Below are 26,297 nucleotides of genomic sequence, written 5' to 3'. Positions count from 1 at the left end.
TCTGACACAAAAGCTAAACGCCCCTCCAGATCCCCGCGGAGAGGTGCCGGAGTGGTCGAACGGGGCGGTCTCGAAAACCGTTGTGGGGGCAACTCCACCCAGGGTTCGAATCCCTGTCTCTCCGCCACTTATTCGTGGCAATCATCAGGCTGATGCGATCAATCGCAGGGCTGTGAGTCATTGTGCCAACGGCCTTTGCAGTCCGTCGGGAACGGTCGTTTCTTGCGTGTATGAGTGTGCCGCTCGCGGCCACTCGATACTCCGGCGCCTGTCTCGCTTGGAACAGTGCCCCGCGAAAGCGCAGTTGCACCAGCTGAGTTTCCAATGGAATATACCGATGCCATTCGTTCTGGATGACCTGTATCGGATCACTCGCGCCGTCGGGCTATGGTAGGCCAAGGTAACCTGGGGCTTGCCGGCTGGACCCGTGGTCGCGGGTCACGCAAACCATTGCAAGTGAGCAAAGGGCTGATCGACCATGACACACTCCATCGGCACTCTTTCATTTCGGCCTCTGACCAAACTCGCCTGCCTTTTCATCGCGGCGGTGTTCGGCGTTTCGACCGCAGCGGCGGACAGCCTGAGCGGAACCGCGTTGATCCGTGAACGCGTCGCGCTGCCTCCGGGCGTGGTGTTCGAGGCGGTGATCGAAGACGTTGCCCGGGCCGGGGCACCGGCAACCGTGCTCGGCCGGACCGTGATCGAAAACGCGGGACAGTCGCCGTTCGACTTCACCATCGACTACACCGCGTCAGACCTCGACCCGCGTGGGATGTATGCCCTGCGCGCCAGCGTCCGACATGACGGGCAGCTTCTGTTCATGACCGACACGATCACCCCTGTCCTGCAAGGAAACGGCCCGGAGAACGTGGAGGTGATCCTGAAAATGGTGGCGCGACCCGCCGCCGGTGCCATGCCTTCGCTGGGGGCCCACGGTCTGCGGCTGCCCGCGACGTTCCGGGGCACGCTGCCCTGTGCCGATTGCGAGGGCATCCGCCATCACCTCGACCTCTGGCCTGCGCAATATTACCACCTGCGGCGCGACTGGCTGGGCGGGACCGACGGCACCTTGCGGCGTGACGAGATCGGGCGCTGGTATGCCGATCCGGAACGCGGCGCCATCGTTCTTCACGGCGCGTCGGACATGCCGCTGTTCTGGCAGGTCACCGGCCCCGACACCCTGCGCCAGATGGACATGGCCGGCGCGCCCATCATGTCCGAACTGGACTACACCCTGACCGGCGACGGATCGCTGGACCCGACCCCGCTTCAAGCGATGTTCCTGCTGGGTCAGATGACCTACAGGGTCGACGCCGCCCTGTTCGAGGAATGCCTGTCGGGCGTCCGCTATCCCGTGGCGCAGGAGGGCGATTATCCTGCGCTGGAGCGCGCTTATCTCGATGCCGCACCCACGCCCGGTGGGCCGCTCAAGGTTCATGTCGAAGGCGGGCTTGACCTGCGCCCGGCGATGGAAGGCCCCGACCGCATGAGCCTTGTCGTCGATCGCTTCATCAAGGTGATCCCGGGCGAGGCCTGCGCGCCTCGTGTGTCGACGGCCTCGCTGACCGACACCTATTGGCGGATCGACACCATGCTGGGCGACGCGGTTGCCCCGATGGAAAACCGGCGCGAGCCGCATGTCGTTTTGCAAAGCGGCCCCGACAGCCGTTTCCGCGCCACGGTCGGGTGCAACCAGATGATCGGGCGCTATACGGCAAACGGTGCCGCGCTTGCCTTCGACGGTGCGGCAAGCACGAGGATGGCCTGCCCACCACCGCTTGACGCGCTTGAGCGGCGATTGCGCGATGTGCTGGACCGCACGGTGGAGATGCGGCTGGAGGGGCAGACGCTGGACCTGATCGACGGCGCAGGCGCCCCGCTCGCACGCCTGTCAGCCGTCTATCTGCGCTGATCTCTGTCCGCAGGGTTCAGCGATCCGGGTTTCCCGCTCACGCCCGAAGGCTGCGCACCACGCTTGTGCTCAGAAACAGAATCGCCGCCACGCAGACAATGGACGGCCCCGCAGGTGTGTCGAACACATAGGCCGCATGCAGCCCGGCAATGGCCGAAAGGCCACCAATCGCCGCTGCCATCAGCGCCATCTGTTCGGGTGTGCGTGACAGGGGCCGCGCGGCCGCGGCGGGAATGATCAGCATCGCAGCAATCAGCAGCACGCCCACCACCTTGATCGCAACGGCCACGGTGATGGCCAGCGCGAGGGTCAGGATCAACTGCTCGCGACGCGGGTCGATGCCGCTGGCATGGGCAAGCTCTTCGCTCAGCGTGGCGGTCAGCAATGCCGACCAGCGCCACGCCATCAGCCCCACGACCAGAACCGCCCCACCCCAGATCACCACGAGATCCGAACGTGACACAGCCAGAATGTCGCCGAAAAGATACGCCATCAGGTCGATGCGGATGCCCGACAGGAAGGACACCGCCACAAGCCCGAAGGCCAGCGCGGAATGCGCCAGCACCCCCAGCAGCGTGTCCATCGCATAGCCGCGCCCCGACAGCACGGTCACCGTCAGCGCCATTGCCAGCGCAACTGCCAAAGCTCCCGCGAAGATCGGCATCTGCAGGGCCAAAGACAGGGCCACGCCAAGGATCGCCGCATGGGCGGTCGCATCGCCGAAATACGCCATCCGCCGCCACACCACGAAGCTGCCCAACGGGGCTGCGGCCAGCGCCACACCCAGCCCCGCCAAAGCCGCGCGGGTCATGAAATCATCGAGCATTATTCGGCTGCCTCGGTCTTTTTGGTGTGGTCGTGATGCGGATGATCATGGTCGCAGGACTCGTCATGCGCGTGATCGTGTTCGTGACGGTAGAGCGCCAACGCACCCCCTGTGCCGGTGCCGAACAGGGCGCGGTATTCCGGGGCTGCCGACACGATCTCCGGGGTGCCCTCGCAACAGACATGCCCATTGAGGCAGATCACCCGGTCCGACGCGCTCATCACGACATGCAATTCATGACTGATCATCAGCACCGCGCAGCCAGTGCTTTGGCGCACCCGTTCGATCTGCAGGTAGAAGGCGGCAGACCCCGGTTGATCCAGCCCCTGTGTCGCCTCGTCCAGCAGCAGCAGATCAGGCTTTTCGATCAGCGCACGCGCCAGCAGGACACGCTGGAACTGACCACCGGACAGGCTCGACATCTGGCGCTGCGACAGGTTCGGCACCCCCGCCTGCTCCAGCGCCTGCCTGCAATCGGCCTTGGACGGGCCACCGGGCAGGCGCAGGAATCGTTCAACGGTGATTGGCAACGTGGGATCGATATGCAGCTTCTGCGGAACGTAACCGATCCTCAGGTCGGGCGCGCGGACAATTTCTCCGGATGCTGGTTGCACTGCGCCGATCAGAGCCCGCAAGAGCGTGGTCTTGCCCGACCCGTTCGGGCCGACAATGGTGACGATCTCGCCCGGTTGGATCGACAGGGACACGTTGCGCAACACCGTGTTGGCACCGTAGCCGACGCTCATGCCGTTGACGGAGATCAGGTTCATGCATCGACCTTTTCCGCGCAGCTTGGGCAGATGCCCTCGGCCTCGACCATGGTGCGTTCGATCTGGAACCCGGCCGCGCGCGCCGCATCCCCCAAGGCACTGCGCGACGGGGCCGATTGCGCCTCGGCCACGGATTGGCACATCCGGCAGATCATGAAGGCGGGCGAATGCACCGCGCCGGGATGGGCACAGGCGATAAAGGCATTCAGCCGTTCGATCTTGTGGGCAAACCCGTTCGCGACAAGAAATTCCAGCGCCCTGTAGGCCACCGGCGGTTGCGATCCGAACCCGGCGGAGCGCAGCTTGTCGAGCATCTCGTAAGCGCCGATGGCCCGGTGTTCCTGCAACAGAATCTCAAGCGCCTGACGACGCACCGGGGTAAAGCGCAGTCCTTCGCTCGCGCAATGCGCCTCGGCTGCGGCAAGCGCGGAAGTGATGCACCCGGCATGGTCGTGCGTTTCAAATCCGACCGGATCGGTTGACGGGGGTTTTGCTGCCTCGTTGCCGCTTGTCATGTTATTACATTTCCTGTATTCGGCCTGTAACGTTATATAATCACATGGAGACCCGCATGTCCAGAAACCTCGTTCCGCTGACCCTGTCGACCGCTCTTCTTGGCAGTGCAGCCTGGGCCGACGTGCCCCGTGTTGCCACCGATATCGCACCGGTGCATTCGCTGGTTGCGCGGGTGATGGACGGCGTCGGCGCACCCAGCCTTGTGGTCGCGCCCGGCGCATCGCCGCACGAATACAGCCTGCGCCCCTCGGAGGCCGAGGCCTTGCAGGAGGCGGACCTCGTGTTCTGGATCGGGCCGGACCTGACGCCATGGATGGAAGGCGCGATCGACACCCTTGCGGGCAATGCCACCGTGACCGCCCTGATGGAGGTCGAAGGCACCATCGAGCTTCCCTTCCGCGAGAACGCGCTGTTCGAAGCGCATGACCACGGAGAGGATCACGCCGACGCGCATGGGCACGAAGACCACGCGGAGGCAAAGGACGCGCATGATCATGCGCATGACGACCATGCCAAAGAGGCCGAGCATGCCGGGCACGAGGACCACGGGCATGAAGAACACGCTGACGACGATCACGGGCACGAAGGGCATGCACATGGCGCGCTTGACCCGCATGCGTGGCTGTCGCCGGACAATGGCGCGGTCTGGCTGAATGCGATTGCCGCGAAACTCTCTGCCGCAGATCCCGAAAATGCAGGTGTGTATTTCGCCAATGCGGCAGCGGCGCGCGAGGATCTCGACACGCTTCGGACCGAGATCGAACGCGTTCTCGAGCCAGTGCGCGGCAGCAATTTCATCGTCTTCCACGACGCCTACCAGTATTTCGAGACGTCCTTCGATTTCCCCGCATCCGGCGCGATCTCGATCTCTGACGCGACAGACCCCAGCCCGGCCCGCATCTCGGAAATCCAGGCGCGGGTGCAGGAACAGGATACCAGCTGTGTGCTCTCCGAGCCGCAGTTCGACCCCAAGATCGTCGCGGCGGTGATGGGCGGTTCGGAAGCGCGAACAGGCGTTCTGGATCCGATGGGATCCAATCTCGAACCGGGACAGGATCTGTATGGCAACGTCCTGCGCAATCTCGCGGCTGCGCTGGCCGACTGCCTGTAGCCAACCATCCAAGTCCTGGTGCCGCGCCGTCCGCCCCCTGCGGGCCTGCATGCGCGGCACCGGCTTTGACACGAGCCGCACATGCCGACAAACCGTGGAACCACGAGCCTGAAGCTCAAGCGGCGCGCGGGCAACCCGATGCGGGACTACGACGGCCTGCCCTGTGAATTGCGCAACTGGCTGGCCACGGCGGTGTTGCCGTGGCGCCCCGCCTCTGCCCGGCGTGTCTTTGACCGCGCCATGGCCCGAACCGCAGACCCGGCGCACGCCCTCGATGAGCTGGACCGTCTGCAGGCGCGTCTGGTGGCCAAGGATGTCGGGCGCATCTGGGGGCCGGATCACCCCCTGCTGTCACAGTCCTACAGCGCGCGTCAGGTGTATTATCCCACGGTTTGATGGTGTGAGCCTTTCTCAAGAATTGGAGGCGACGGTATGGGACAAGTTCGTCACGGGAGCGCCACGACCACGTCCGCCGTCAGCGCCCGGAGAACAGGTCATGGTCAACAGACACCTGGCCTCGATGGCATGCGGCAGGCGATGTTTCGCTTACAGGCGTCTGCCAGACCGCAAGGTCAGAAACCCGCCTGCGCCAGCGCACCCAGATGCTCGGGCAGATCGCAATACCGCGCGACGGGGCGCACATGGTGTCCGTAGGTGTCTTCTGCGCGGGTCGGTTCGAGATCGGGGAAGAGCGTCGAAAGTTCTGTCCGGGCATCGGCGGCCAGCCCCTGCACGGCATGCGGTCCGGGATAGAAACTTTCGCTCGCCGCGCCGTTGGCATAGATGATCTGGTGCGCCGCAAAGGCGAGGTGGAAATAGCTTACGCCCTGACAGCCCTGCATGACCCGCGCCTTGCCGCCGCGCATCCGCGCCAGATGGGTTGCGCGAACCAACGTCTCGTCGCCATTATCGCCGCGAAACAACACGCCGTGCTGCGGGGACACGATCAGCGGCGAATGCCCCGCGATCAGATCGGGCGCAATACGGATCGGCCGCAGCTTGGGCGCGCGAACCAGATCGAACCTGCCGAGTTTGCGCGACGCGACCCAGATCAGTTCCTGCGGACCATTGTCGCGCGTGACGATCTGGTCGCCGGGAGACAGACGTTCGATGGGCACCTCTCCGGTCGTGGTCAGGATCAACGTCCCCTTCGCGAAACAGACCACACCCGTGTTGTCGGTTGTGAAGAACGTGCTGTCCGCCGAGGCTCCGGTAAAGACGATCCCCTGCCCCGACGCGAACTGCGTGTTGTTGGAATAATCTGTGACGTTGCCCTTGGTGTCGGTCGTGTTCGACTGGTTGAGGATGCCGTCGTCAGCCTGGTCGGCCCAGAGTTCGAAAATCGTGTCGTAATACGGCGACAGGTTGATGGCGTCGTTGTTGGTCGCATCACCGTCAAGCAACCCGCCCGTATTGCCGAGATTGAAGTCGCTGATCGTATCGAGACCATCACCTGCGACATAGAGGAACACATCGTCGCCATCGCCGCCCACAAGAAGGTCATCGCCAAGGCCACCAATGATCGTGTCGTTGCCGGAGCCACCATCCAGCGTGTCGTTGCCGGTGCCACCCTCCAGCGTGTCGTTGCCGGTGCCACCGATCAATGAGTCGCTGCCAGCCTCCCCGTAAAGCCTGTCTGCACCGGAGCCACCGATCAGCGTATCGTTGCCACCCATCGCGTAGATGCTGACCCCGGCAGAGTCGTTCGACGCATCGTAGGTGTCGGCGTGTTCGGTTCCCGAAGACTGTTCTATGCTGGTGAACGTGCCGTTTGCCGTGGTGCCCTTGAAATCATAGGTACCGGACCCGTCGCCGCTCCAGACAACCGTGACACCGGACGAACTGGTCGGTGTGGCGAAGACCAGTTGGTCATACCATCCACCGCCATCAATCGTGTTGGTGCCGTGATCGTCGGACACCGTGATGATGTCATTCCCTTCGCCAGCAAGGATCGTGTCGACGCCAGCGCCCCCGTCAAGATAGTCATCCCCCGCGCCACCGGACAGGCTGTCGTTGCCGTTGCCGCCGGTGATGCGGTCGGCGCCATCGCCACCGAACACCGTGTCGTTGTCGTTGTCGCCGAGGATGGTGTCGTTGCCAGAACCACCTAGAAGAACGTCGTCCCCCGAGCCACCTTCAAGTGTGAGGTCAACGTCGCTGGTGCTTGCATCGAATGAGTCACTGTAATCGGTGCCGGAAATGATCTCGAAATTGGTAAAGGTGCCGGTGGTGCCGGTGGTGGAATGCGTGAACGTGCCCACCCCGCCCGGACCAATTGTGGCTTTTGCGCCGGTCGTGGACTGCCAGTTCGCAAAATCCAGCGTGTCTGTGCCTATGCCGCCATCCAGCACATTGGCCCCGGCATTGTCCCAGAGGGTGATGCTGTCGTCACCGGACTCCATGAAGATGGTGTCATTGCCGACACTCAGTTCGACCCGGTCGGCCCCGTCGCCAGCATAGACCAGATCGTTGCCACCCCAGTCGTCGATCGTGTCGTTGCCAGCCCCGGCATAGACCGTGTCATCACCGTTGTCGGGGTTGATGAAGTCATTGCCGTCGCCTGCGAGCAGGAAATCACTGCCGGTCGTGATCGCGTCCCCATCGGCATCGACATACCCCGCCGCAAAGGTCATGGTGTCGCCGCCCGCGGTGCCATCAACCGCGGATTTGAAATCACCCGCAATCCGGCTGGCTGTCAAGTCGCCATCGTTTGCCAGCACCGTGTTCAGGCTGAGCGACTGGATCGGTTTGGCAGTCAGGGCGGCCTGATCGGTATTGAGCGTCGTTTCCGGTGCAAGATAGGTGTTGCCGTTGACGTCCTGAAAGATGACGGCCGAAATGGTGGCGGTGGTGCCGTCGACATAGGTGATGGTCGCATCATAGGTCGCAACCCCATCGAAATTCTGCGCCGTGCCGCCATTGATGCTGAAGGAATCGAAGCCGCCACCATTGTCTGTATCGTAGGTGGCGTTGTCGTCCTCGGTCAGCCGGACCGGTGACAGGGTCTGAACAGTGCTGCTGAGCGGAGTTGCCGACGTGCCATAGCTGCCCAGCAGACCAGCCGCGTTTTCAACGAATTCGTTGCCTTGAGTCGTGTCGATCCGCGGCAGAGTGCCGAGGAAAATGACTTCGAACGTGGTTGGCATGTATCGAGACTCCGCTGCCGTGCCTACTGAGCCAAACGGTTCTTACGCGAACGGTCTTAAGGAATTGCGAATTGTTTTTTCTGCTCCCGCCCTGTCTGGAAGCGGTGCATCACCCGGTCAAATGCGCGAAAGTCGGTCACCATTATCAAAGGTGCAACATCATGATCTTCCGAGATTAACCCAAAGAAACACCGGGCCAAGGCGTTCGGGCTGACCCGTAACGATGGCACTCAACATTGCCTGAACGCCCCTTTGTTCATGCGAAAGACCGCCACATCGGACAGGGACGCTTAGCGGACATCCCCGTCGTCGATATCCGTAGGGGCGGTCATCGCGCGCCACGCGTCGTATTGCGACAGGAACACACGGCCGTTCAGATCGCGCAGGAAATGCGTCTGTTTCAGGCGGTCCATCACCGGCCCCTTGACCTCGGACAGGTGCAGCCCGATGCCCAGATCGGTCAGGCGCTGGTTGATCGCCTCAAGGCTTTCGAGTGCCGAAAAATCCACCTCGTTGACGGCCGAGAACATCAGGATCACCTGCTTGATCGCACAGCCCTCGGACACCCGCGCCTGCACGAGATCCTCCAGAAAGCGCGCGTTCACGAAATAAAGGCTCTCATCGACCCGCAGGCTGAGGACCGTGGGGTCGGTTTCGACATCGTGGCGATGGATGTTGCGGAAATGCTGCGTGCCGGGCACCAGACCGATCTCGGCCACATGCGGCCGCGAGGTCTTGTAAAGATGCAACAGGATCGAGATGCCCACCCCCGAGGCCACACCGACTTCGACACCCAATGTGAGGGTCAGCACGATTGTGGCGGCCACGGCCGTGAAATCGGCCTTCGAATAGGCCCATGTCTTCTTGAGGATCGAGAAGTCCACAAGGCTGAGCACCGCCACCACGATGGTCGCCGCAAGCGTGGCGTTGGGCAAGTAGTAGACCAGTGGCGTCAGCGCAACAGCAGCAATCGCCAGCCCGATGGCGGTAAAGGCTCCGGCAGCGGGCGTTTCGGCCCCGGCGTCGTAATTCACCACCGACCGCGAAAAGCCGCCCGTGACCGGATAGCCGCCGGTGAAGGCCGCGCCGATATTGGCCGCGCCCAGACCGATGAGTTCCTGATCGGGGTCGATCCTCTGGCGTTTCTTGGCGGCGAGCGTTTGCGCCACGGACACGGATTCCACGAACCCGATGATCGAGATCAGGATCGCAGGCACCAGCAATTGCTGCATCAGGTCCGGCGAAAACCCCGGCAGGGTCAGCGGCGGCAGGCTTTGCGGCACCTCACCCACAATCCGGACGCCCTTGTCGTTCAGCCCGAACAGCCAGACCGAGATCGTCGTCACCGCCACGGCTGCCACCGGCCCGGCCTTGGTCAGCACATCCGCCAGTTTCGGCGATGCTCCAAGCCGACGCAGAGCGGGCTTGAGTCCCTTGCGCACCCAGAACAGGAACGCCGTGGCCAGACCGCCGATCAGAACGGTGATGAGGTTGATGTCGCCGATATGCTCGACCAGCGAGGACAGAAGCTGCGGCAAGGTGTGGCCCTGCGCCGAGATGCCCAGAAGGTGCTTCAACTGGCTGAACGCGATCAGAATGCCCGACGCGGTGATGAAGCCGGCGATCACGGGATGGCTCAGGAAATTCGCGAGGAACCCGAGCCTCAGCACGCCGAGAAGCACCAGAAACCCACCCGACAGGAAAGCCAGCGTCAGTGCGGCCGCGGCATAACCCGCCGTTCCCTGTTCGGCCACCTGCCCCACGGCGGACGCGGTCAGCAGCGACACCACCGCCACCGGCCCCACGGCCAGCGCACGGCTGGTGCCGAAGATCGCATAGAGGATGATCGGCGCGATGGAGGCGTAGATCCCCGCCTCGGGCGGCAGCCCCGCGAGAAGGGCATAGGCCAGCGATTGCGGGATCAGCATGATCGTCACGATCACCGCAGCGATCATGTCATTGGAAAACGCGTTCCGGTCATAGCGCCGTCCCCAGTCGAGGATCGGAAAATAGCCGCGAAGGTGGTTGATCATGGGTCTTCTCGAATGGGATGCGGACAGAGCCATATGGCCCTGCCCGACAAAAGGATGATGCGGCGCGTACGGGCCGCAGGAGACTGGTCACGTTGAACGCGCTTGGCGTCGGTAAGCGTACTGCCCTTACAACGCGTTGATCGGTACCTTGAGCATCGGGTTGCCATCCTTGTCCTTCGGCACTGCGCCCGCGCGCATGTTCACCTGCAGCGACGGGATGATCAGCCGGGGCATGTCCAGCGTCGCATCGCGTTCGGTACGGAAAGTGACGAAATCCTCCATGCTCTTGCCACCGCCAACATGGATGTTGTGGGCCTTTTCCTCGCCCACCGTGGTTTCCCACTGGATGTCGCGGCCGTTGGGGCCGTAGTCGTGGCACATGAAGAGCCGCATGTCGTCAGGCAGGGCCAGCACCTTCTGGATACTGTCATAGAGCGTGGCCGCATCCCCGCCGGGGAAATCGGCGCGGGCGGAGCCGCCATCGGGCATGAACAGCGTGTCCCCGACAAAGGCGGCATCACCGATCACATGCACCATGCAGGCCGGCGTGTGGCCGGGGGTATAGATGGCAAAGGCGTCCATGTTGCCGATGGTGTAGGTGTCGCCCTCCTCGAACAGCCTGTCGAACTGGCTGCCATCGCGCTGGAACTCGGTGCCTTCGTTGAACACCTTGCCGAAGGTGTCCTGCACCACCATGATCTTTGATCCGACGCCGATCTTGCCACCCAGCTTTTGCTGGATGTAGGGCGCGGCAGACAGGTGATCTGCGTGCACATGGGTCTCGATGATCCATTCGAGCGCCAGCCCGCGCGCCTCGATCTCGGCGATCAGGGCATCGGCATGGTCATAGGTGATGCGACCTGCCGCGTAGTCGATGTCCATGACGCTGTCGATGATCGCACAGGCGTCGGAAGTCGGGTCCTTCACGATATAGCTGATCGTGTTTGTGGCCGCATCGAAATGGGCCGACACGTCAGGTGTCACGGACATGTTCACGGGATACTGGGTCATCAGTGCCTCCTTTGGAATTTGCGGCAGGTCGGAATGCGTTCAGGTGCGGCAGGTCTTGATGCCGATGATCGAATAGATCGGGCAGATTCGCACCGCTGCCACGACCAGCATCACAACGCCGATCAGTGCCGCGCCGTATTTGAACAGCGCGCCGTCAAACAGCGGCAAGCCGCTGCCAAAGGCAAGATAAAGCAGAACAAGGCCCAGAACGGCGCGCAGAACCCGGTCGAGAGTGCCAACATTGATGGTCATTTCGTGATCCTCCAGAATCAAACATGATCTGGTGGTACGCCTTCGCGTTTGACCCTTCAGTGATATTGTCACCCAACGCACAAGATTTCCGAAAACTGCAAAACCCGTGTGTCAGGCGCTTTCCGCCAGTTTCGCAATCTTGTCACAGTCCAGCAGGGTGATCCGCCCCCGCGACTGCGCGATGAAGCCGCGTTTCTGGAAATCGTGGAGCACCCGCGAGATCACTTCGCGCGCTGTGCCCAGCTCTGCGGCCAGTTGCTGATGCGTTGTGGCCAGTTCATCCCCGCCCAAGGCAAGCGCCAGCAGTCGCCCCGCCAGCCGCACGTCGATCCGGCCAAAGGCCACATCGTCGATCACCCGGAACAGATCCGTGATCCGGCGCGCGTAGGCGGTTAGCACGAAGTCCCGAAAGTCCTGCGACGACGCCATGAGCCGGTCGAACGCCCCGCGCGGAATGGCAACGGCGGTCACGTCGGTCTCGGTCACACCTTCCGCCGAATAGGGTTCATGCGCCAGCATGCAGGCCGTGGTCAACACGCAGCTTTCGCCCGCCTCGACCCGGTAGAGCACGATATCCCGCCCGCTTTCCGATGTCTGCTGCACCCGCACGCGGCCATTCAGCAGGAACAGCAAATTGTCCGGCATGGCCCCCGGCCCGAACACGGCGGTTCCGGCGGGCACCTTCATGACAGCGCTTTCGGCAACAAGCTGAGCCTTCACCGCGTCGGGCAAACTGCTCAGACCGTGGAACCGTTCGATCCAGACCTTATCCGCCATCTGTCGCTCCCCAACCAGTGCGGGCGTGCGCCAGACTCAAATCGGCAGCGCCTGCCCCTTGGGCAAACGCTGCCCGGTGCCCATCATGCAATCGCGTCGAAGGGATTGTCCAGAACCCCGACCAGCGGCATCAGGAATGCGCCGGTTTCAGGGTCGAGCGCCGCTGCGTAGAGGTCGTTCACAGCCGCAACCGCGTTTGCAGCACTTTCGGCCGATCCGTCGAACAGCGACATGACCTGGATCGCGTTGTTGACGTCCGACATGCCGCGATGCACGGCATAGAGCGCGCCGATATCGGTCTTGGTGGCGAGGTAGTCGCGATCCGCAAGCTGCTGGTCGATGAACTCCTGCGTGGCATCGGACGCGGGCGCGGCCTTGGCCCCCTCAAGAACGCCAAGGATGAAGAAATCCCGCCCGATACCCCCAGAATTCAACGCGTTGACCCAAAAGTCGAAGCCACCCTGGTCAGCAACACGACCCAGAACGTTACCATACACTGCCGTGGCGAAGTCTTCGTTGGACAACCCCTCAGCGTAGGTCGCAAGGGTTTCGGGCTGACCAACGAACAGCGACGCCATCTCCTGCAGCGACGTGCCATTGGCAAAGGCCGTGCCCCAGAAATTCAGACCCTGCGCATCGGGAGCGCGGTTGAAATAGGCGATGTATAGCTCGACAAAGCTTTCCAGATCGGCACCCGAAAGGTTTGCCGGACCACCGAATTGACGCAGGTCGAGTACATCACGATCGGCGCCGGTTTCACCATAAAACTCGATCAGTTCGATATTGCGCAGCGTGTCCGTGCCGGACCCGTCTGCACGGCGATCCTGCATCGTGATCCCGTCCGCGCCGATGGTCAGCGTGAACGACGTGTTGCTGCCAAGGAAATAGGCCAGATCGGTGCCCGCACCTCCGTCGATCACGTCGTTGCCGCCGTAGCCCTCAAGCTCGTCATCGCCGCCACCGCCCACAAGGTCGTTGTCAAAGCGGTTGCCGTTGATCCAGTCGTTGAACTGCGATCCGGTGGCGTTCTCGATATCGCCCATGAGCCAGATCATCTCGGTCGGGGCGGAATCGACCAGCGTTCCGGCAAATTGTGCCGATGGCAGCGCGAAACCTGTCAAGGTCTCGACCAGCGTGGTTGGCTGAAAATCGGGCAGGAAAATCGTCCAGCCTTGTGACTGGTCGGACGCGTCCGCGCGGTCGGTCCCGCTGGCATCCCAGATCGTGTAGTAATAATCCTCGCTGGCCAGCCGCAGCGTCGTGTCGCCCGCATTGGTCGCGGTGTTGACGCCGTACATGAACTGCAGGCCCAACACGTCCAGAACCATCGGCGTCGCCGGATCCCAGCGCTCCAGCTCATCCTCGTACTGGTCCGAGTAGGACATGATCGAGAACCAGTCCATGTCCCTGAAAACCGATTGATCCAACTCGTCCAGTGTGGGACGACCGGGGCTGCCTTCGAACGGGTGTTTGAGACCCAGGGCATGCCCGATCTCGTGAATGACCGTCACGAACCCGTCTGATCCCGGTTGAAAGCTCGACGACGCGATGATCTCGGCCGAGAAATTCATGAATACGTCGCCGCCTTCGGTCGCGTATTGTTCAAAATCCGTAAAGGGCTCGGGACCCGGATAATACGCATAGGCCAGAGTGCCGTCTTCCACGACCGCGTTGTCCAGCGTGTAGACGATATCCGCACCGGCCAGCCCTGCAGGGATCGGACTTGCGAAATCCCCGAGATAGTCAAAGGTCACGTCAATGTATTGCTCAATCGACGCAAGGGCTGCGCCGAAGGTCATTAGGGCCGCATCGCGGTCGAGCCAGACATGCTCCGGGTTGAGACCATCGGCGAGCGCCCATGTGATCGTCCTGCTTGATGTCAGGTCCCAGACATAGCCATCAACCAGGACGTCAATAATCGGATCGTTGGTCGGCTCGATGATGATGGAAGAAAGAAACGCCATGTTGGTCTCCACAGCCAATAAACGACAATAAGGCCCATGCCGGTCATCGGGACGGGAACAAGCATCGCCTGAAATGCGAGGCGAATTTGCGCGCAGGTTACGACAAGGTCGGCGTAAGTAAATCTGTTATCTGCGAAATACTTCGTTTCCCCATACCGTCTTCAGACCATCCAGAAACCGTTTTTCTTGATCTTCTGACGGATTGGCTGTTCGCGGCTCGGCAGGTGATCGCGGTCAAACATCTCGCGCACCTTGTGGCCGCGATTCTGATAGATCATCCGCTTGAACGGCTCGTAGTCCTTGAGAAGCCGCTTGACCGGGTTCGGTGCCGTGATCTCTTCGAGAAGATCGACCACGGCATCGCTTTCGCGGGCATAGAGCAGCGGCATGTTGCGGTAATGCACCGTCGTGTCCCCGTCGAGATACCCCTCCGACAGTGCATCGCGCCCGCCCCCCAACGAATGGATGACCAGAGGCAGGGCGATCTGGTCCAGCCAGGGGATCAACTGCTGGCACACAAGCGCGGGCGGCGGGTCTTTCCAGATCGACAGCGCCATGTCGAGGAAGGTCTGCCCAAAGACATGCGGACATGAATAGTAGAAAAACCCCGCGTTGAAATAGAGGTAGCGGCGCCAGTATTCGTCCGGCTGATCAAGGTCGAGCGAGCTTTGGAACTCCAGCCCGAACCGGTCATAGAGCGATTGCCAGATCTCGGTATAGCCGGGACCGTAAAGTTCGATCTGCGGCCACGTGCCCTCGACCCGCATCGACGCGGAGGGTTTCGAAAAATCGAACGGCACCTCTCCCAGATCGCCGGTCACCAGCGTGTCGGTGTCGAAGAACACGAAGGGTTCTCCCTTCGGCAGGGCGAACAGTGCTTCGATCTTGTTGCCGTGAGGGTAGTCGCTGCCGAAATGCCGCGATTCAAACGGCAGGATCGTCGCGCCCTGCGCTGCGAGCATCTCGCGCAGGGGTTCGGGACGGATGGCTGGATCGGTCTTCCATTTGGGGCCGGGCTGCGGTTCCGCGACATGAAGCTTGAACCGCGGATCCTTGGTGCTCCGGCGCAATGACAGCGCGAAAAGCAGCGCCTCATAGGCCAGACGGCCCATTTGCCCGACGATCAGGATGTTGACGGTCTCAGGTTGGGCCGGACGGCGTGCCATGGCGATCCTTTGGCGTACTGCTCTTACTTTTTTACAACACTACAGGGGTGGTCATATGACAGCCATAGGCCAGATTTCACCGCATCTTGATCTGGTATACAAGTGTCACACTTGCCCGCAATTCGGTCTCGCCCTGTGCCATGGGAACACCTGCATCCGCCATCCGCGCCATGCCGAACATCTCGGGCCGTGGCATCTGCGACCCCGCCTCGCTCAGGCTGAGCAGCGCGCCGAGTTCGACACCGGCGGCAGTGGCATAAAGCTGGGCCTTTGCCTGCGCATCGGCGACCGCCTTGATGCGCGCCTCGTCGAGCAAGGGCGCGGGATCGGCGACCGTGAACTGCAACCCGCCCAACTGGTTCGCGCCATCGCTCAGAACCGCGTCGAGGATGGTGCCCAATGCCGCCAGGTCTCGCACCCGGACCGTCACGCGGTTGGATGCCTGGTAGCCGTCGATGGTCGGGCGGGTGTCCGGTGATCCCCGGTTCGACCAGACCGGCATCAGCGTCAGGTCCGAGGTCTGGATATCCCGCGCGGCAACGCCTGACGCGGTCAATTGTTCGAGAATCGCCGCCGTGGTGGCAGAGGTCTGCTCCATCGCGGATTTGGCGGTTTCAGCTTCGGCAGAGGCCCCCATCGTGACCGTCGCCATGTCCGGGACGGCAAAGACGCTGCCTTCGCCGGTGACCGTGATCTGACCGGGCGTTTCAGCCCAGACCGGCGACATTCCGATCAGAAGAACAAGCGCTGCAAGGAAACCGGTGACTTTTGACATGATGACCTCTAATTCTTCCATCAAACACACCACAACCATCCACCCGCGGGGCTCTGCCGACAAGACTGGAAATTTCCCCGCGCGAAAGATTGCCGTCCTGCGTTTTATGCGCACAAGTGCCTCGCAAGTGACTCCCATCCCAAGGAAAGGGCTGCTAAAACACCGTCATGAAGCCAGACTTTGCCCTGACACTTTCTTTCGAAGGCATTTCGTTGCTGCGTCGCGTCCCGGGTGGCTGGACGCCGGTTGGCGATGTGGCCCTAGATGCCGCCGATTTGCGCGGCGCCCTTGCCGATCTCAGATCAGATGCCGACGGCCTGTCGCCCAACGGCGGACAGGTCAAGCTGATCATCCCGAACGAGCAGATCAAGTACCTGTCGATTGCCGATTCCGGCCAGACCGGCGATGCGCTGCAACAGGACATCCGGCTGGCACTTGACGGGGCCACGCCCTACACGGTCGATGAACTGAGCTTTGACTGGTCGCATGCCGACGGCTCCATCCAGATTGCGGCGGTGGCCAATGAAACGCTGGACGAGGCCGAAGCCTTTGCCAAGAGCCACCATTTCGACCCGGTCTGTTTTGTCGCGGTGCCGCCCGAGGGGGAATTCACCGGCGAGGTGTTCTTTGGCCCGGCCGCAAGCTGGACCGGTTCGGCTCCGTTGAAAGACGCGCATCCGATGAGCGTGGTCGCCGCGCCCGAGGATGCAGCACCGCCCCCGATCAGCATCGCGGACATCAAGGCTCCGACACTCGAGGAGTCGATCCTTGGCACTTCCGATGAGACCAAGAGTTTCGTGGATGAAAAGGTCACGGAGTACGTGGCCGATGCGGAGGATGCGCTTGCCCCCGGTGCGGCCGATCTTGATGGGGATGACGCGGAAAAGACGTATAAGGTGGGTCCTGCCGCCGATGATCCTGATGCGCCCGACCTTTCGGAGCAGGGTTATCCCGCAGCCCCCCCGCGCCTACAACCGACCTTGACGGCCCTACCACCCGAGGACGCCGCGCCTCTGGCCTTTGCCTCGATCCGGGCGTCGCGTTCTGCCCCTGCTCCGGCAGAGGTGCCTGCCGCGCCCCGGGTGGAAACACCTGTGCAGGAGCCCCCGGCAGCCACCCGGTTCAAATTGGGCGGCGCACGCAAATCAACCCGTGACAGCGACGTGACCGCCCCCGTCCTGCAGGTCGATCCGGTCGAACAGCCGGAAGCGCCCGAAGAGCGCAAGGGCTTCGGCTTCTTCAGCCGCCGCAAGTCGCGCACGCCTGAACAAAACACTCCGATTCCCCCACAGCCCGTCGCCCCCCAGAGCCCACCGGCGAAACGGCACGATCCCGAACCCGCCCGCGCCGCCGTGGCCCGCATCGCTGCAATGCGCGCCGGTCGCCAGACTGATCCCGCACCAACAAGCGCTGCGACAGTGCAGGACGAACGCGCCCGGATGACCGTCTTCGGCGCACGCACCGAACCGCAGATCGGTGGCAAGCCACGGTTCCTTGGCCTGATGCTGACCAGCGCGCTGCTGATCTTCCTGCTGGCGGTCGCGGCATGGGCCAGCGTGTTTCTGGACGAAGGTCTGTCGCGCATTTTCGACCGCGACCCGGATACGCCCTCCATCGCCCGAATGCCCGACGTGGAACTCCTGCCATTGGACGGCTCTGTCACCGCACCCGAGGAAGACGACGCGGACGTTCAATTTGCTGCACTGGACGTGATGGAAGCGCCCTCGGACACCGTCGACGGGCTTTCGGACCTCCTGCCGCCGCCCACTGCGCTCACCCCGGAAGAGGCGGATGCGCGCTATGCGGCGACAGGCATCTGGCAACGGTCTCCGGAACTGCCCGAAACACCGATGCTGACCAGCCTTGACGATCTCTATGTCGCATCCATCGACAGTCGGATTCAGCAATTCGATGCGGTCGCCCTGCCGGGTGCAGAGGCGCTGCGCAATGACAGGACCTACCTGTCGCAGCCCAACCCGGCGGCACCGGGCACACGGTTCACGCTGGACGACCGCGGGCTGGTGATTGCCGCGCCAGAGGGCACGATCAACCCGGACGGCGTGCGTGTCTTTGCCGGTCTGCCCCCCGTGGTGCCCCCGACCCGCCCGACACCAGACGCGGTCCTGCCCGAGGCCCCCGCAGACGGCACAGCCGAAAGCGCGGTTTCGCCCGAGCTGGAAGGCTTCCGCCCCCGCGTGCGGCCCACAGGCCTGATCGAGGGCAATGAGCGCGCGCAACTCGCAGGGCGCACCCGTGTCGAGCTTGCGGCGTTGCGTCCCTTGGCACGACCCGAAACGCTGAAGGCCGACGAAGAGCAATCCCAACCCGACGCCACGGAATACGCCGTCGCGCAATCCATCGCGCCTGTCACCCGTCCGCGCAATTTTTCGCAGATCGTCGAACAAGCCCGGAGCGCACCGCCGCCCGAAGAACCCGCGGAGGTCCGGCAGGTCGCTGCCGCCGCAGTGGCACCGCGCGTCGTGCAGCCCAGCATCCCCTCGACCGCCAACGTGGCGCGGCAGGCGACTGTCACCAACGCGCTCAACCTGCGCCGGATCAACCTGATCGGGGTCTATGGCAAACCGTCGAACCGCCGCGCCCTCGTACGGCTGGGCAACGGGCGCTACCAGAAGGTCAAGGTGGGCGACACGTTGGACGGCGGGCGCGTGGCGGCCATCGGCGACAGCGAGCTGCGCTATTCCAAGAATGGTCGCAATGTCGTGCTGGACATGCCGGACGGGTGAAGTCCCTTCATGACTGCTGAAGAAATGAGCACTTGATGGGTGATTGCCGCATGATCTGGCAAGCTGATATCCTCACGGTTGTCTTTTCCATGTCCGAACCGACAGGATAGGACAGTTCGAAAGGCAAACCCAAAATGGCTGAATTCCTGTTCCTCGCGTCGGTCTTCCTGCTTGCAGCGGTGATCGCGGTGCCCATCGCGGCGCGCCTCGGGCTGGGATCGGTGCTGGGATACCTGCTGGCCGGTGTCGTAATCGGGCCGGGTCTGGGCCTTGTTGCCAACACAACCGACTTGCAGCATTTCGCGGAATTCGGCGTCGTGATGATGCTCTTCCTGATCGGGCTCGAACTTGAGCCGCGCGCGCTTTGGGACATGCGCCACCGGCTGATCGGCCTTGGAGGCATGCAAGTGATCCTCACCATGTTCGCCGTGATGGCGGGCGCGATCTATCTCGGGTTCGTCTGGCAAACCGCACTTGCCATCGGGATGATCTTTTCGCTCTCGTCCACCGCCATCGTGCTGCAAACCCTGAGCGAGAAGGGACTGATGCAGACCAGCGGCGGGCGGTCGACCTTCTCGGTGCTGCTGACGCAGGACATCGCGGTGATCCCGATGCTGGTGATGCTGCCCTTGCTTGCGGTACCCATAGAACCGACGCTCAACGAGGACGGGTCCATCTATCGCGGTACGCTTGAGCAGGTCGACGACGCGCATGGCCACGGGATGTCCCTGATCGAAGGCCTGCCGGGATGGGGCGTTACGCTTGTGACGCTTGGCGCGGTGGCGCTGATCATCCTTGGAGGTGTCTACGGCGCGCGCCCCCTCTTCCGCTACATCCACGCTGCCCGACTGCGCGAGATGTACACGGCGCTGGCCCTTCTGATCGTGATCGGCATCGCCTTCTTGATGACCGCCGTGGGTCTGTCGCCCGCGTTGGGGACGTTCCTCGCCGGGGTCGTGCTGGCCAACAGCGAATTCCGGCACGAGCTTGAATCCGATATCGAACCCTTCAAGGGACTGTTGCTGGGGCTGTTCTTCATCACCGTGGGCGCGGGCATCGACTTTGGCCTGCTCTTTTCCGAGCCGTTCGGCATTCTTGGCCTCGCGCTTGGGATCATGTTCCTGAAATGGGTGATCCTTTACGGGCTCGGGCGCGCGTTCAAGTTGCGCGGACGGGACCAATGGCTGTTCACGCTGGGCTTGGCCCAAGCCGGGGAATTCGGCTTCGTGCTGATCTCGTTCTCGGTGCAACAGGCCATCCTGCCCGATTACCTCGCGGATCGGCTGCTGCTGATCGTGGCGCTGTCAATGCTCATCACGCCGCTGGCGTTCATTCTCTACGAAATCCTGTCCAGGCGCCTCAAGGACGGGGAAAACGCCATCGAGCACGATGCGATCGACCAACAGGGCACGGTGATCATCGCGGGGATCGGGCGGTTCGGCCAGATCGTCAACCGCCTTGTTCAGTCGGTGGGTGCAAAGACAGTTGTGATCGACAACAACCTCAAGACCATCCAGCTGATGCGGCAATTCGGCTACCAGGGCTTTTTCGGGGATCCGCTGCGCCCTGACCTTCTGCATGCGGCGGGGATCGACACGGCGCGCGTGCTCATGGTGGCGCTTGACGATCCAGTGGCGGCGGAGCAACTGGTCACCTATGCCCGCAGGCTGCGCCCCGACATCCACATCGTCGCCCGGTCCCGCGACCGCACGCACACCTACCGGCTTTATCAGGCGGGCGCGAATGACATCGTGCGCGAGTTGTTCGACAGCTCGTTGCGCGCGGGTCGCTATGTTCTCGAGAATATCGGGCTGACGGAATTCGAAGCGAACGCCGCCGAAACGCTGTTCTACCAGCATGACCGCCACACAGTGCGCGAACTGGCGGAACTCTGGGATCCGAACATCCCGTCGGCCCAGAACGCCGCCTATATCGCGCGCGCCAAAGAGTTGGAAAAAGAGCTGGAGGCGTCCTTGCTCAGTGCGCTGGAAAACGCCAACAACGACGCAGCGTGAAACAGACGACATGAAAAAAGCGGCCCCTTTCGGGACCGCCTTGAAATTCATCCGAAGCCGAAATCAGGCTGCGGCAGGTGTCCGCGATGTCAGGACATCGCCAATCTGCTTGGCTGCGGCCAGTTCGTCCCCACCCGAGGTGGCGGCGACTTCGCGTGTCAGACGCTCCAGTGCTGCTTCATAAAGCTGACGCTCGGAATAGCTCTGTTCGCGCTGATCGTCGGCGCGGTGCAGGTCACGGACCACCTCGGCAATTGCGATCAGGTCGCCCGAGTTGATCTTCTGTTCGTATTCCTGCGCCCGGCGCGACCACATGGCCTTCTTGACCTTGGCCTTGCCTTTCAGCGTCTTCATCGCCTGGCTCACCACGTCGGGTGAACTCAGCGACCGCATACCGATTTCCGTGGCCTTGTGCGTCGGAACGCGCAGGGTCATCTTGTCTTTCTCGAACGAGATCACGAACAGCTCGAGCGTGATGCCGGCGATCTCCTGCTCTTCGATCGACACGATCTGGCCCACGCCATGTGCCGGGTAGACAACATAATCGTTCGGACGGAATTCGGATTTTTTAGATTTGGTCATTCAGAACCTTCCTTGCGTGCGCCCATGCGACACAGACAAAAATACCGATCGGGAGCATGGCTTCCGGTCGTTTCATTCAGTGTATCAGAACAAGCTTATGTCAGCTCATATGCCATACGCCAGCGATGGCGTGTGTCCCACAGGTGTCATTTGTATCAATAGTATAACACAAAATTAGGCCCCGCGGTAGAGGCTCGACTCGCGCGCGATATGCATATGTTTACAAGGGCTTGCCTTGCAAACTTCGCCTATTGGCGTCGTCCATCGCGAATCATCAGCCGCCTTCGCCGGGAGCCTCGGAGAAGTACTTCTCAAGCTTGCCACTCTCACCGTCGCGTTCCTCCGCCTCGGGCAGCGGGTCTTTCTTGGTGATGATGACAGGCCATTTCTCGGCATATTTGCGGTTGAACTCGACCCATTTGTCCATGTCTGGCTCGGTGTCCGGGCGGATCGCATCAGCCGGGCATTCGGGTTCGCAAACGCCGCAATCGATGCACTCGTCGGGATGGATCACAAGCATGTTCTCCCCCTCGTAAAAGCAATCCACCGGGCAAACTTCGACGCAGTCGGTATATTTGCAGGCAATGCAGGCATCGTTCACGATATAGGTCATGCGCGTCTTCCATCGATCATTCGCACGCTAGCTAAGCCACCGGGAAAAATCATTCAAGAAGGTCTGACCGGGTTTGTTGCAGGGCGCGACGATCTTTCTTGGTCGGGCGACCCTTGCCCTCAAAGCGGGGCACCTGCTCCAATGTCTCGCGCGGCTTGGGAGGGGCGAGATCTTCGTAGAGCAACTGCGCCTCGGGGGCGGGCCCGCGCCGCTCTCCCATGGCAAGCACCTTGATCACGCGCACATCGTCGCCCTGGGGAAAGGTGAGCACGTCCGACGCGCTCACCGCATAGGCGGGCTTGGAAACCGGCTGGCCATTGACCCGCACCTTGCCACCGGACACGATCTTGGCGGCCAGGCTGCGCGTCTTGAAAAAACGCGCATGCCAGAGCCACTTGTCGATCCGAAGCTTCTGCGCCGGGTCTGTCAACTCAGTCCTTCGTCTTCAGCCCCATGAGGGCCGCTGCAAAGGGATTGTCCGGGTCGATCGGCTTTTCCTTCTTGGGGGGACGCGCCTCGAAGGTTTTCTTGCCCGCATCGCGCGGCGGCTGGCCCTTGCCCTTGGGCTTGCCCTTGCCACGCGGCCGGTCGCCTTGCGGACGCTCGCCCTGCGGCTTGGCAGCGTCCCGACGGCCCTTGCCACCGTCGCGGCGCGGTTGGCGGTCGGGGCGATTGCCGCGCCATGTGAAGGTATAGAACACTTCGGTTTCCGGGCCGGCCAAGGCCGCGTCCGGGGCAGCACCGGGGTCGATCTCGGTTTCCGAATTGGTCGGCACCGGCGCTTCGGCAGGCACTTCCTCGGGCGCGTCGACAACGGGAGCAACGCCGTCATCGGTCATGGCTTCGGCTGCTTCTGGCACATCGGCAGCTTCGGGCGCATCGGCAGGGGCAGCGGTCGCTCCCGGAGCCGCGTCTTCCCGTGCCGTATCCATCACAGGGGTGTCTGGCGTCGGCGCAGGCTCGTCGGTCACGATGACCGGTTCCACAGACGCCGCATCCTCGGGCATCACTGCATCGACCGCGCGCACCTTCTGGCGCTCGGCCTTTTCGGCCTTGTAGCCCAGACCGGACATCAGGTCGGCAAACTGATCCAGCGTCAGACCCGTGATCGACAGCATGTCGGGATTGGCCTCGAACCCTCCCCGGCTGTCCTGCGCGCGCAGCAGATCGGCCAGACGTTCCAGCATGTCGATGCGGATCGCGCGCTCGCCGGCGGCGCGGTAGCCCGCCACCATGTAATATTCCGCCGGTGTGCCCGGCATGTTGCGCACTGTTACCAGACCCGGTGGCGGCGCTTCGGGGAATTCATCGAGGTTCTTCGACAGGCTCCACAACACCAGACGCAGTCGCGTCGGCGCAGGCTTGAGCAGCAGCGGCATGAACACGGTGAACTGACCAAAGCGGATGCCATGCTTGCGCAGCATTCCGCGCGCGTCCTGATCCAGCGCCTTGACGTCATCGGCCACGTCCGCACGCGGCAGGAGGCCCATCGCTTCGACCATGCGAAAGGCAAAACCGCGCGCAAGGCCGTTCAGGGTCTCGTCTTTCTGCAGGTTGATCAGCGGCTCGAACAGCGCGGCGATCTTGCGGTCGATGAAGTGCTGCAGGCGGCGCTGCACCTTCTGACCCACATCAGCCCCGGCCTCTTCATCGACAAAGGCCACGACGCGCGGCTTGAGCGGATCATCGCCGGCGGTCAGCTTGCCCACCGCCTGGTCGCCCCACATGAGGCCGCCCTGCTCGGTGTAATCCATCTCGGTATCGGGCGCGTTGTAGAAACGGTCGGCGCGCAAGTGGAAATGCGGCGCGAGCGCCTGCATCGACGCGGTCTTCAGCGTCTTCGCCTCCTGCCCGGTTGCATCCTTGTCCTGGCGGAACCGGAACCCTTCGAGCCTGCCGACGAATTCGCCTTCGACGGTGACTTCACCCTTGTCATTCACTTCGGCCAAAAGGGCCTCCTTCTGCTTCAACCGCCGCAGCAGCACGGATGTGCGCCGGTCAACAAATCTCTGGGTCAGGCGCTCGTGGAGCGCATCCGACAGTCGGTCTTCTACAGCGCGCGTCTGCTCGCGCCAATGGCTTTCGTCATGCACCCACGCTTTCCGCTGCGCGACATAGGTCCATGTGCGGATATACGCCAACCGTTTCGACAGCGTGTCAATGTCGCCATCGGTCCGGTCGATCCGGTCGACCTGTCGTCCAAGGAAATCATCCGGGATGGCTCCGCGTTGATGCAAGTGTCCATAGATAACTTCCAAAAGCCCAGCATGTTCCGCGTGACTTATGCCGCGAAAGTCGGGAATGCGGCAGACATCCCACAAAAGCTGGACCGATTTGGGATCGGACGCCCGCGCCTGTACCTCGGCCACGGCGCTGAGCGCCTTGAGCGCCTGCAGATCATCCGCCTCGCGCGCCTTGACCAGCAGCTCGTCATTCGGGCTGGCCTCGAGTGAGGCAATCAGCGTGTCGATCGACCCGAAGCGCAGATCGGCATTGCGCCAATTCAGCTTTCTCAGCGGTGTGAAGCGGTGGTTCGTGATCGCCTCTTCCACCTCTTCCGAGATGGGCGACGCCTCGCCGGTCACACCGAAGGTGCCGTTCGACATGCCGCGCCCGGCGCGCCCGGCGATCTGCGCCAACTCGTTGGGCATGAGCGGCCGCATCCGGCGGCCATCGAACTTGGTCAGGGACGAAAACGCGACATGGTTGATGTCAAGGTTCAGCCCCATGCCGATGGCATCGGTCGCAACAAGGAAATCCACCTCGCCATTCTGGTACAGATCGACCTGCGCATTGCGTGTCCGCGGCGACAGAGCCCCCATCACCACGGCAGCGCCGCCCTTCTGACGGCGCAACAGCTCGGCAATCGCATAAACATTTTCGACCGAAAACCCGACAATGGCGGTGCGCGGCTGCAACCGGCTGATCTTTTTCGAACCGGTATAGGTCAGTTGGCTCATCCGTTCGCGGCGGACAAATTCGACCCCTTGCACAAGGCTCGCGATCGTCCCGCGCATCGTGTCTGACCCCATGAACAGGGTCTCGTGCTGCCCACGCATCCGCAACAGGCGGTCGGTGAACACATGGCCGCGCTCGGGATCGGCACAAAGCTGGATCTCGTCGATGCCGACGAAATCACAGCCCATGCCCTCGGGCATCGCCTCGACCGTGCAGACCCAGTACTGCGCGCGTGGCGGTACGATCCGCTCCTCGCCAGTGACAAGCGCCACAACAGAAGGCCCGCGCGCGGCGACGATCTTGTCATAGACCTCGCGCGCCAAAAGCCGCAGCGGCAATCCGATCATACCGGTACGATAGCCCAGCATCCGGTCGATAGCGTAGTGGGTCTTGCCTGTGTTGGTCGGGCCGAGAATCGCCGCAACCCGCGCATGTCCGGCCATGTTGACGTCCTTTGCCGTCCTGCTCGGGCGTCAGGTGGTCAGATCGTCTCTCCGATCACCTGTCGCTCCAGCCGCTCCAACGCGTCGATCACGTCGGAATCATGCGGCCTGAGCGTGAGTACCCGCGAATAGGCGTCATACGCAAGGTGGGGTTTGTCGACCTGTTCGAATATCGCCCCCATGCCGCGCAACGCGCCGAAATGCAGAGGGTTGAGCGCAAGTGTGCGTTCCAGCGCATCCGCTGCCGGGCCGAATTGATCCGCGCGGTAATAGGCCAGAGCAAGGGTGTGCCAACCTTCGGCAAAGTCCGGCGCGTGATCGGTCAGTGCCCGAAGATGCTCCAGTGCGGCGTCTATGTTGTCGACATCCAGCGCATCCTGACCCCGCTTGAGCAGCAGGTCCATCGCCGCAGATCCGGATTTCGACCATTCCTGCCGTAGCTGCCGTTCCAGCCGGTCTGCGGCGCGCGCATCCTCGGCCTCTGCCAGCTGGTCAAGCAGCTCGGACGCACTGGCCTGTTGAGCCTGAACCGGCCCCTGCATCACGGCGAGTGCCAGAAGAAATGCCGCAACGGCAGATTTGTATTTGCGCATCTTGAACCTCATAACTCATGGTGAATGTAGCGTGGGGTTCCGCAAATGCCACCCCCGGACATCAGGACGCGATCACAAGGAGACGAGCGT

At 62.5% G+C, this 26,297-nt stretch carries 21 protein-coding genes and 1 tRNA gene; 6 read left to right on the top strand and 16 right to left on the bottom strand.

The window, feature by feature from the left end:
* Positions 1-37: 37 nt before the first annotated feature.
* A tRNA-Ser gene (locus tag IEV82_RS09400) sits at positions 38-127 on the top strand.
* A gap of 351 nt (positions 128-478) precedes the next feature.
* Positions 479-1,912: a YbaY family lipoprotein gene (locus IEV82_RS09395; RefSeq protein ID WP_188481752.1), complete on the top strand. Its 1,434-nt coding sequence runs from the start codon at positions 479-481 to the stop codon at positions 1,910-1,912.
* A gap of 37 nt (positions 1,913-1,949) precedes the next feature.
* On the opposite strand, the gene IEV82_RS09390 is transcribed toward IEV82_RS09395, so the two are convergent.
* The 3 genes from IEV82_RS09390 to IEV82_RS09380 are packed head-to-tail and all read right to left on the bottom strand — an operon-like array spanning position 1,950 to position 4,023.
* Entirely contained in the window at positions 1,950-2,738 is a 789-nt protein-coding gene (locus tag IEV82_RS09390; RefSeq protein ID WP_188481751.1) for an iron chelate uptake ABC transporter family permease subunit, read from the bottom strand.
* Positions 2,738-3,508, bottom strand: a complete 771-nt coding sequence (locus IEV82_RS09385; RefSeq protein ID WP_188481750.1) for an ATP-binding cassette domain-containing protein — start codon at positions 3,506-3,508, stop codon at positions 2,738-2,740. Before IEV82_RS09385 ends, IEV82_RS09390 begins: the two co-directional genes overlap by 1 nt.
* Complete coding sequence (locus IEV82_RS09380) at positions 3,505-4,023, bottom strand: helix-turn-helix domain-containing protein (RefSeq protein ID WP_188481749.1); 519 nt, start codon at positions 4,021-4,023, stop codon at positions 3,505-3,507. The genes IEV82_RS09385 and IEV82_RS09380 overlap by 4 nt, the downstream gene beginning before the upstream one ends.
* 56 nt (positions 4,024-4,079) lie before the next feature.
* Between IEV82_RS09380 and IEV82_RS09375 the strand changes: the two genes are divergently transcribed.
* Both IEV82_RS09375 and IEV82_RS09370 read left to right on the top strand, forming a co-directional pair.
* Positions 4,080-5,135, top strand: a complete 1,056-nt coding sequence (locus IEV82_RS09375) for a zinc ABC transporter substrate-binding protein (protein WP_188481748.1) — start codon at positions 4,080-4,082, stop codon at positions 5,133-5,135.
* 81 nt (positions 5,136-5,216) lie between these two features.
* Positions 5,217-5,531, top strand: coding sequence for a DUF6525 family protein (locus IEV82_RS09370; protein ID WP_188481747.1), 315 nt, complete (start codon positions 5,217-5,219; stop codon positions 5,529-5,531).
* Positions 5,532-5,707: 176 nt separating this feature from the next.
* Here IEV82_RS09370 and IEV82_RS23965 read toward each other — a convergent pair whose 3' ends face one another.
* The 8 genes from IEV82_RS23965 to IEV82_RS09330 all read right to left on the bottom strand — a co-directional run bounded on the left by IEV82_RS23965 (position 5,708) and on the right by IEV82_RS09330 (position 16,259).
* Complete coding sequence (locus IEV82_RS23965; protein WP_188481746.1) at positions 5,708-8,281, bottom strand: Hint domain-containing protein; 2,574 nt, start codon at positions 8,279-8,281, stop codon at positions 5,708-5,710.
* A 290-nt stretch (positions 8,282-8,571) separates the two neighbouring features.
* Positions 8,572-10,314 (bottom strand): SulP family inorganic anion transporter, encoded by a 1,743-nt coding sequence (locus IEV82_RS09360; RefSeq protein ID WP_188481745.1) that lies wholly within the window; start codon positions 10,312-10,314, stop codon positions 8,572-8,574.
* A 126-nt stretch (positions 10,315-10,440) separates the two neighbouring features.
* On the bottom strand, positions 10,441-11,325 hold the full coding sequence (locus IEV82_RS09355; protein WP_188481744.1) for an MBL fold metallo-hydrolase: 885 nt from the start codon (positions 11,323-11,325) through the stop codon (positions 10,441-10,443).
* Positions 11,326-11,364: 39 nt separating this feature from the next.
* The gene (locus IEV82_RS09350; protein ID WP_188481743.1) at positions 11,365-11,577 is read right to left on the bottom strand and encodes a YgaP family membrane protein; all 213 of its coding nucleotides are present in this window, start codon (positions 11,575-11,577) and stop codon (positions 11,365-11,367) included.
* A 111-nt stretch (positions 11,578-11,688) separates the two neighbouring features.
* Positions 11,689-12,354 carry a Crp/Fnr family transcriptional regulator gene (locus tag IEV82_RS09345; RefSeq protein WP_188481742.1) on the bottom strand — a complete coding sequence of 222 codons (666 nt, stop codon included), beginning with the start codon at positions 12,352-12,354 and terminating at the stop codon, positions 11,689-11,691.
* An 83-nt stretch (positions 12,355-12,437) separates the two neighbouring features.
* Positions 12,438-14,318 carry a DUF4214 domain-containing protein gene (locus IEV82_RS09340; RefSeq protein WP_188481741.1) on the bottom strand — a complete coding sequence of 627 codons (1,881 nt, stop codon included), beginning with the start codon at positions 14,316-14,318 and terminating at the stop codon, positions 12,438-12,440.
* A gap of 161 nt (positions 14,319-14,479) precedes the next feature.
* Entirely contained in the window at positions 14,480-15,484 is a 1,005-nt protein-coding gene (locus IEV82_RS09335; protein ID WP_188481740.1) for a GT-B fold glycosyltransferase domain-containing protein, read from the bottom strand.
* Between the two features lie 76 nt (positions 15,485-15,560).
* The gene (locus tag IEV82_RS09330) at positions 15,561-16,259 is read right to left on the bottom strand and encodes an SIMPL domain-containing protein (protein ID WP_229747735.1); all 699 of its coding nucleotides are present in this window, start codon (positions 16,257-16,259) and stop codon (positions 15,561-15,563) included.
* A gap of 167 nt (positions 16,260-16,426) precedes the next feature.
* Here IEV82_RS09330 and IEV82_RS09325 point away from each other — a divergent pair, with 167 nt between their 5' ends.
* Both IEV82_RS09325 and IEV82_RS09320 read left to right on the top strand, forming a co-directional pair.
* Positions 16,427-19,003, top strand: coding sequence for a hypothetical protein (locus IEV82_RS09325; protein ID WP_188481739.1), 2,577 nt, complete (start codon positions 16,427-16,429; stop codon positions 19,001-19,003).
* 134 nt (positions 19,004-19,137) lie between these two features.
* Positions 19,138-21,018 (top strand): monovalent cation:proton antiporter-2 (CPA2) family protein, encoded by a 1,881-nt coding sequence (locus tag IEV82_RS09320; RefSeq protein WP_188481738.1) that lies wholly within the window; start codon positions 19,138-19,140, stop codon positions 21,016-21,018.
* Positions 21,019-21,081: 63 nt separating this feature from the next.
* Here IEV82_RS09320 and IEV82_RS09315 read toward each other — a convergent pair whose 3' ends face one another.
* From IEV82_RS09315 to IEV82_RS09295, 5 genes are all read right to left on the bottom strand, one after another.
* Positions 21,082-21,600, bottom strand: coding sequence for a CarD family transcriptional regulator (locus tag IEV82_RS09315; protein WP_188481737.1), 519 nt, complete (start codon positions 21,598-21,600; stop codon positions 21,082-21,084).
* Between the two features lie 274 nt (positions 21,601-21,874).
* A complete protein-coding gene (fdxA, locus tag IEV82_RS09310) occupies positions 21,875-22,213 on the bottom strand; it encodes a ferredoxin FdxA (RefSeq protein ID WP_188481736.1) in 339 nt (112 codons plus the stop codon).
* 49 nt (positions 22,214-22,262) lie between these two features.
* On the bottom strand, positions 22,263-22,643 hold the full coding sequence (locus IEV82_RS09305; protein ID WP_188481735.1) for an RNA-binding S4 domain-containing protein: 381 nt from the start codon (positions 22,641-22,643) through the stop codon (positions 22,263-22,265).
* A gap of 1 nt (position 22,644) precedes the next feature.
* Positions 22,645-25,614 (bottom strand): helicase-related protein, encoded by a 2,970-nt coding sequence (locus IEV82_RS09300; protein WP_188481734.1) that lies wholly within the window; start codon positions 25,612-25,614, stop codon positions 22,645-22,647.
* Between the two features lie 38 nt (positions 25,615-25,652).
* Positions 25,653-26,207, bottom strand: a complete 555-nt coding sequence (locus IEV82_RS09295) for a tetratricopeptide repeat protein (RefSeq protein WP_229747734.1) — start codon at positions 26,205-26,207, stop codon at positions 25,653-25,655.
* Positions 26,208-26,297: the final 90 nt, after the last annotated feature.

This window comes from Marivita lacus (assembly GCF_014637725.1).
Classification (GTDB): Bacteria; Pseudomonadota; Alphaproteobacteria; order Rhodobacterales; family Rhodobacteraceae; genus Marivita; species Marivita lacus.
This window is presented reverse-complemented; position numbering and strand designations above follow the sequence as displayed.

What these genes read in the sequence shown, in the direction of transcription:
- IEV82_RS09395 (WP_188481752.1), top strand. Translation starts at nt 479, where the DNA reads ATGACACACTCCATCGGCACTCTTTCATTTCGGCCTCTGACCAAACTC.
- IEV82_RS09390 (WP_188481751.1), bottom strand. Translation starts at nt 2,738, where the DNA reads ATGCTCGATGATTTCATGACCCGCGCGGCTTTGGCGGGGCTGGGTGTG.
- IEV82_RS09385 (WP_188481750.1), bottom strand. Translation starts at nt 3,508, where the DNA reads ATGAACCTGATCTCCGTCAACGGCATGAGCGTCGGCTACGGTGCCAAC.
- IEV82_RS09380 (WP_188481749.1), bottom strand. Translation starts at nt 4,023, where the DNA reads ATGACAAGCGGCAACGAGGCAGCAAAACCCCCGTCAACCGATCCGGTC.
- IEV82_RS09375 (WP_188481748.1), top strand. Translation starts at nt 4,080, where the DNA reads ATGTCCAGAAACCTCGTTCCGCTGACCCTGTCGACCGCTCTTCTTGGC.
- IEV82_RS09370 (WP_188481747.1), top strand. Translation starts at nt 5,217, where the DNA reads ATGCCGACAAACCGTGGAACCACGAGCCTGAAGCTCAAGCGGCGCGCG.
- IEV82_RS23965 (WP_188481746.1), bottom strand. Translation starts at nt 8,281, where the DNA reads ATGCCAACCACGTTCGAAGTCATTTTCCTCGGCACTCTGCCGCGGATC.
- IEV82_RS09360 (WP_188481745.1), bottom strand. Translation starts at nt 10,314, where the DNA reads ATGATCAACCACCTTCGCGGCTATTTTCCGATCCTCGACTGGGGACGG.
- IEV82_RS09355 (WP_188481744.1), bottom strand. Translation starts at nt 11,325, where the DNA reads ATGACCCAGTATCCCGTGAACATGTCCGTGACACCTGACGTGTCGGCC.
- IEV82_RS09350 (WP_188481743.1), bottom strand. Translation starts at nt 11,577, where the DNA reads ATGACCATCAATGTTGGCACTCTCGACCGGGTTCTGCGCGCCGTTCTG.
- IEV82_RS09345 (WP_188481742.1), bottom strand. Translation starts at nt 12,354, where the DNA reads ATGGCGGATAAGGTCTGGATCGAACGGTTCCACGGTCTGAGCAGTTTG.
- IEV82_RS09340 (WP_188481741.1), bottom strand. Translation starts at nt 14,318, where the DNA reads ATGGCGTTTCTTTCTTCCATCATCATCGAGCCGACCAACGATCCGATT.
- IEV82_RS09335 (WP_188481740.1), bottom strand. Translation starts at nt 15,484, where the DNA reads ATGGCACGCCGTCCGGCCCAACCTGAGACCGTCAACATCCTGATCGTC.
- IEV82_RS09330 (WP_229747735.1), bottom strand. Translation starts at nt 16,259, where the DNA reads ATGTCAAAAGTCACCGGTTTCCTTGCAGCGCTTGTTCTTCTGATCGGA.
- IEV82_RS09325 (WP_188481739.1), top strand. Translation starts at nt 16,427, where the DNA reads ATGAAGCCAGACTTTGCCCTGACACTTTCTTTCGAAGGCATTTCGTTG.
- IEV82_RS09320 (WP_188481738.1), top strand. Translation starts at nt 19,138, where the DNA reads ATGGCTGAATTCCTGTTCCTCGCGTCGGTCTTCCTGCTTGCAGCGGTG.
- IEV82_RS09315 (WP_188481737.1), bottom strand. Translation starts at nt 21,600, where the DNA reads ATGACCAAATCTAAAAAATCCGAATTCCGTCCGAACGATTATGTTGTC.
- fdxA (WP_188481736.1), bottom strand. Translation starts at nt 22,213, where the DNA reads ATGACCTATATCGTGAACGATGCCTGCATTGCCTGCAAATATACCGAC.
- IEV82_RS09300 (WP_188481734.1), bottom strand. Translation starts at nt 25,614, where the DNA reads ATGGCCGGACATGCGCGGGTTGCGGCGATTCTCGGCCCGACCAACACA.
- IEV82_RS09295 (WP_229747734.1), bottom strand. Translation starts at nt 26,207, where the DNA reads ATGCGCAAATACAAATCTGCCGTTGCGGCATTTCTTCTGGCACTCGCC.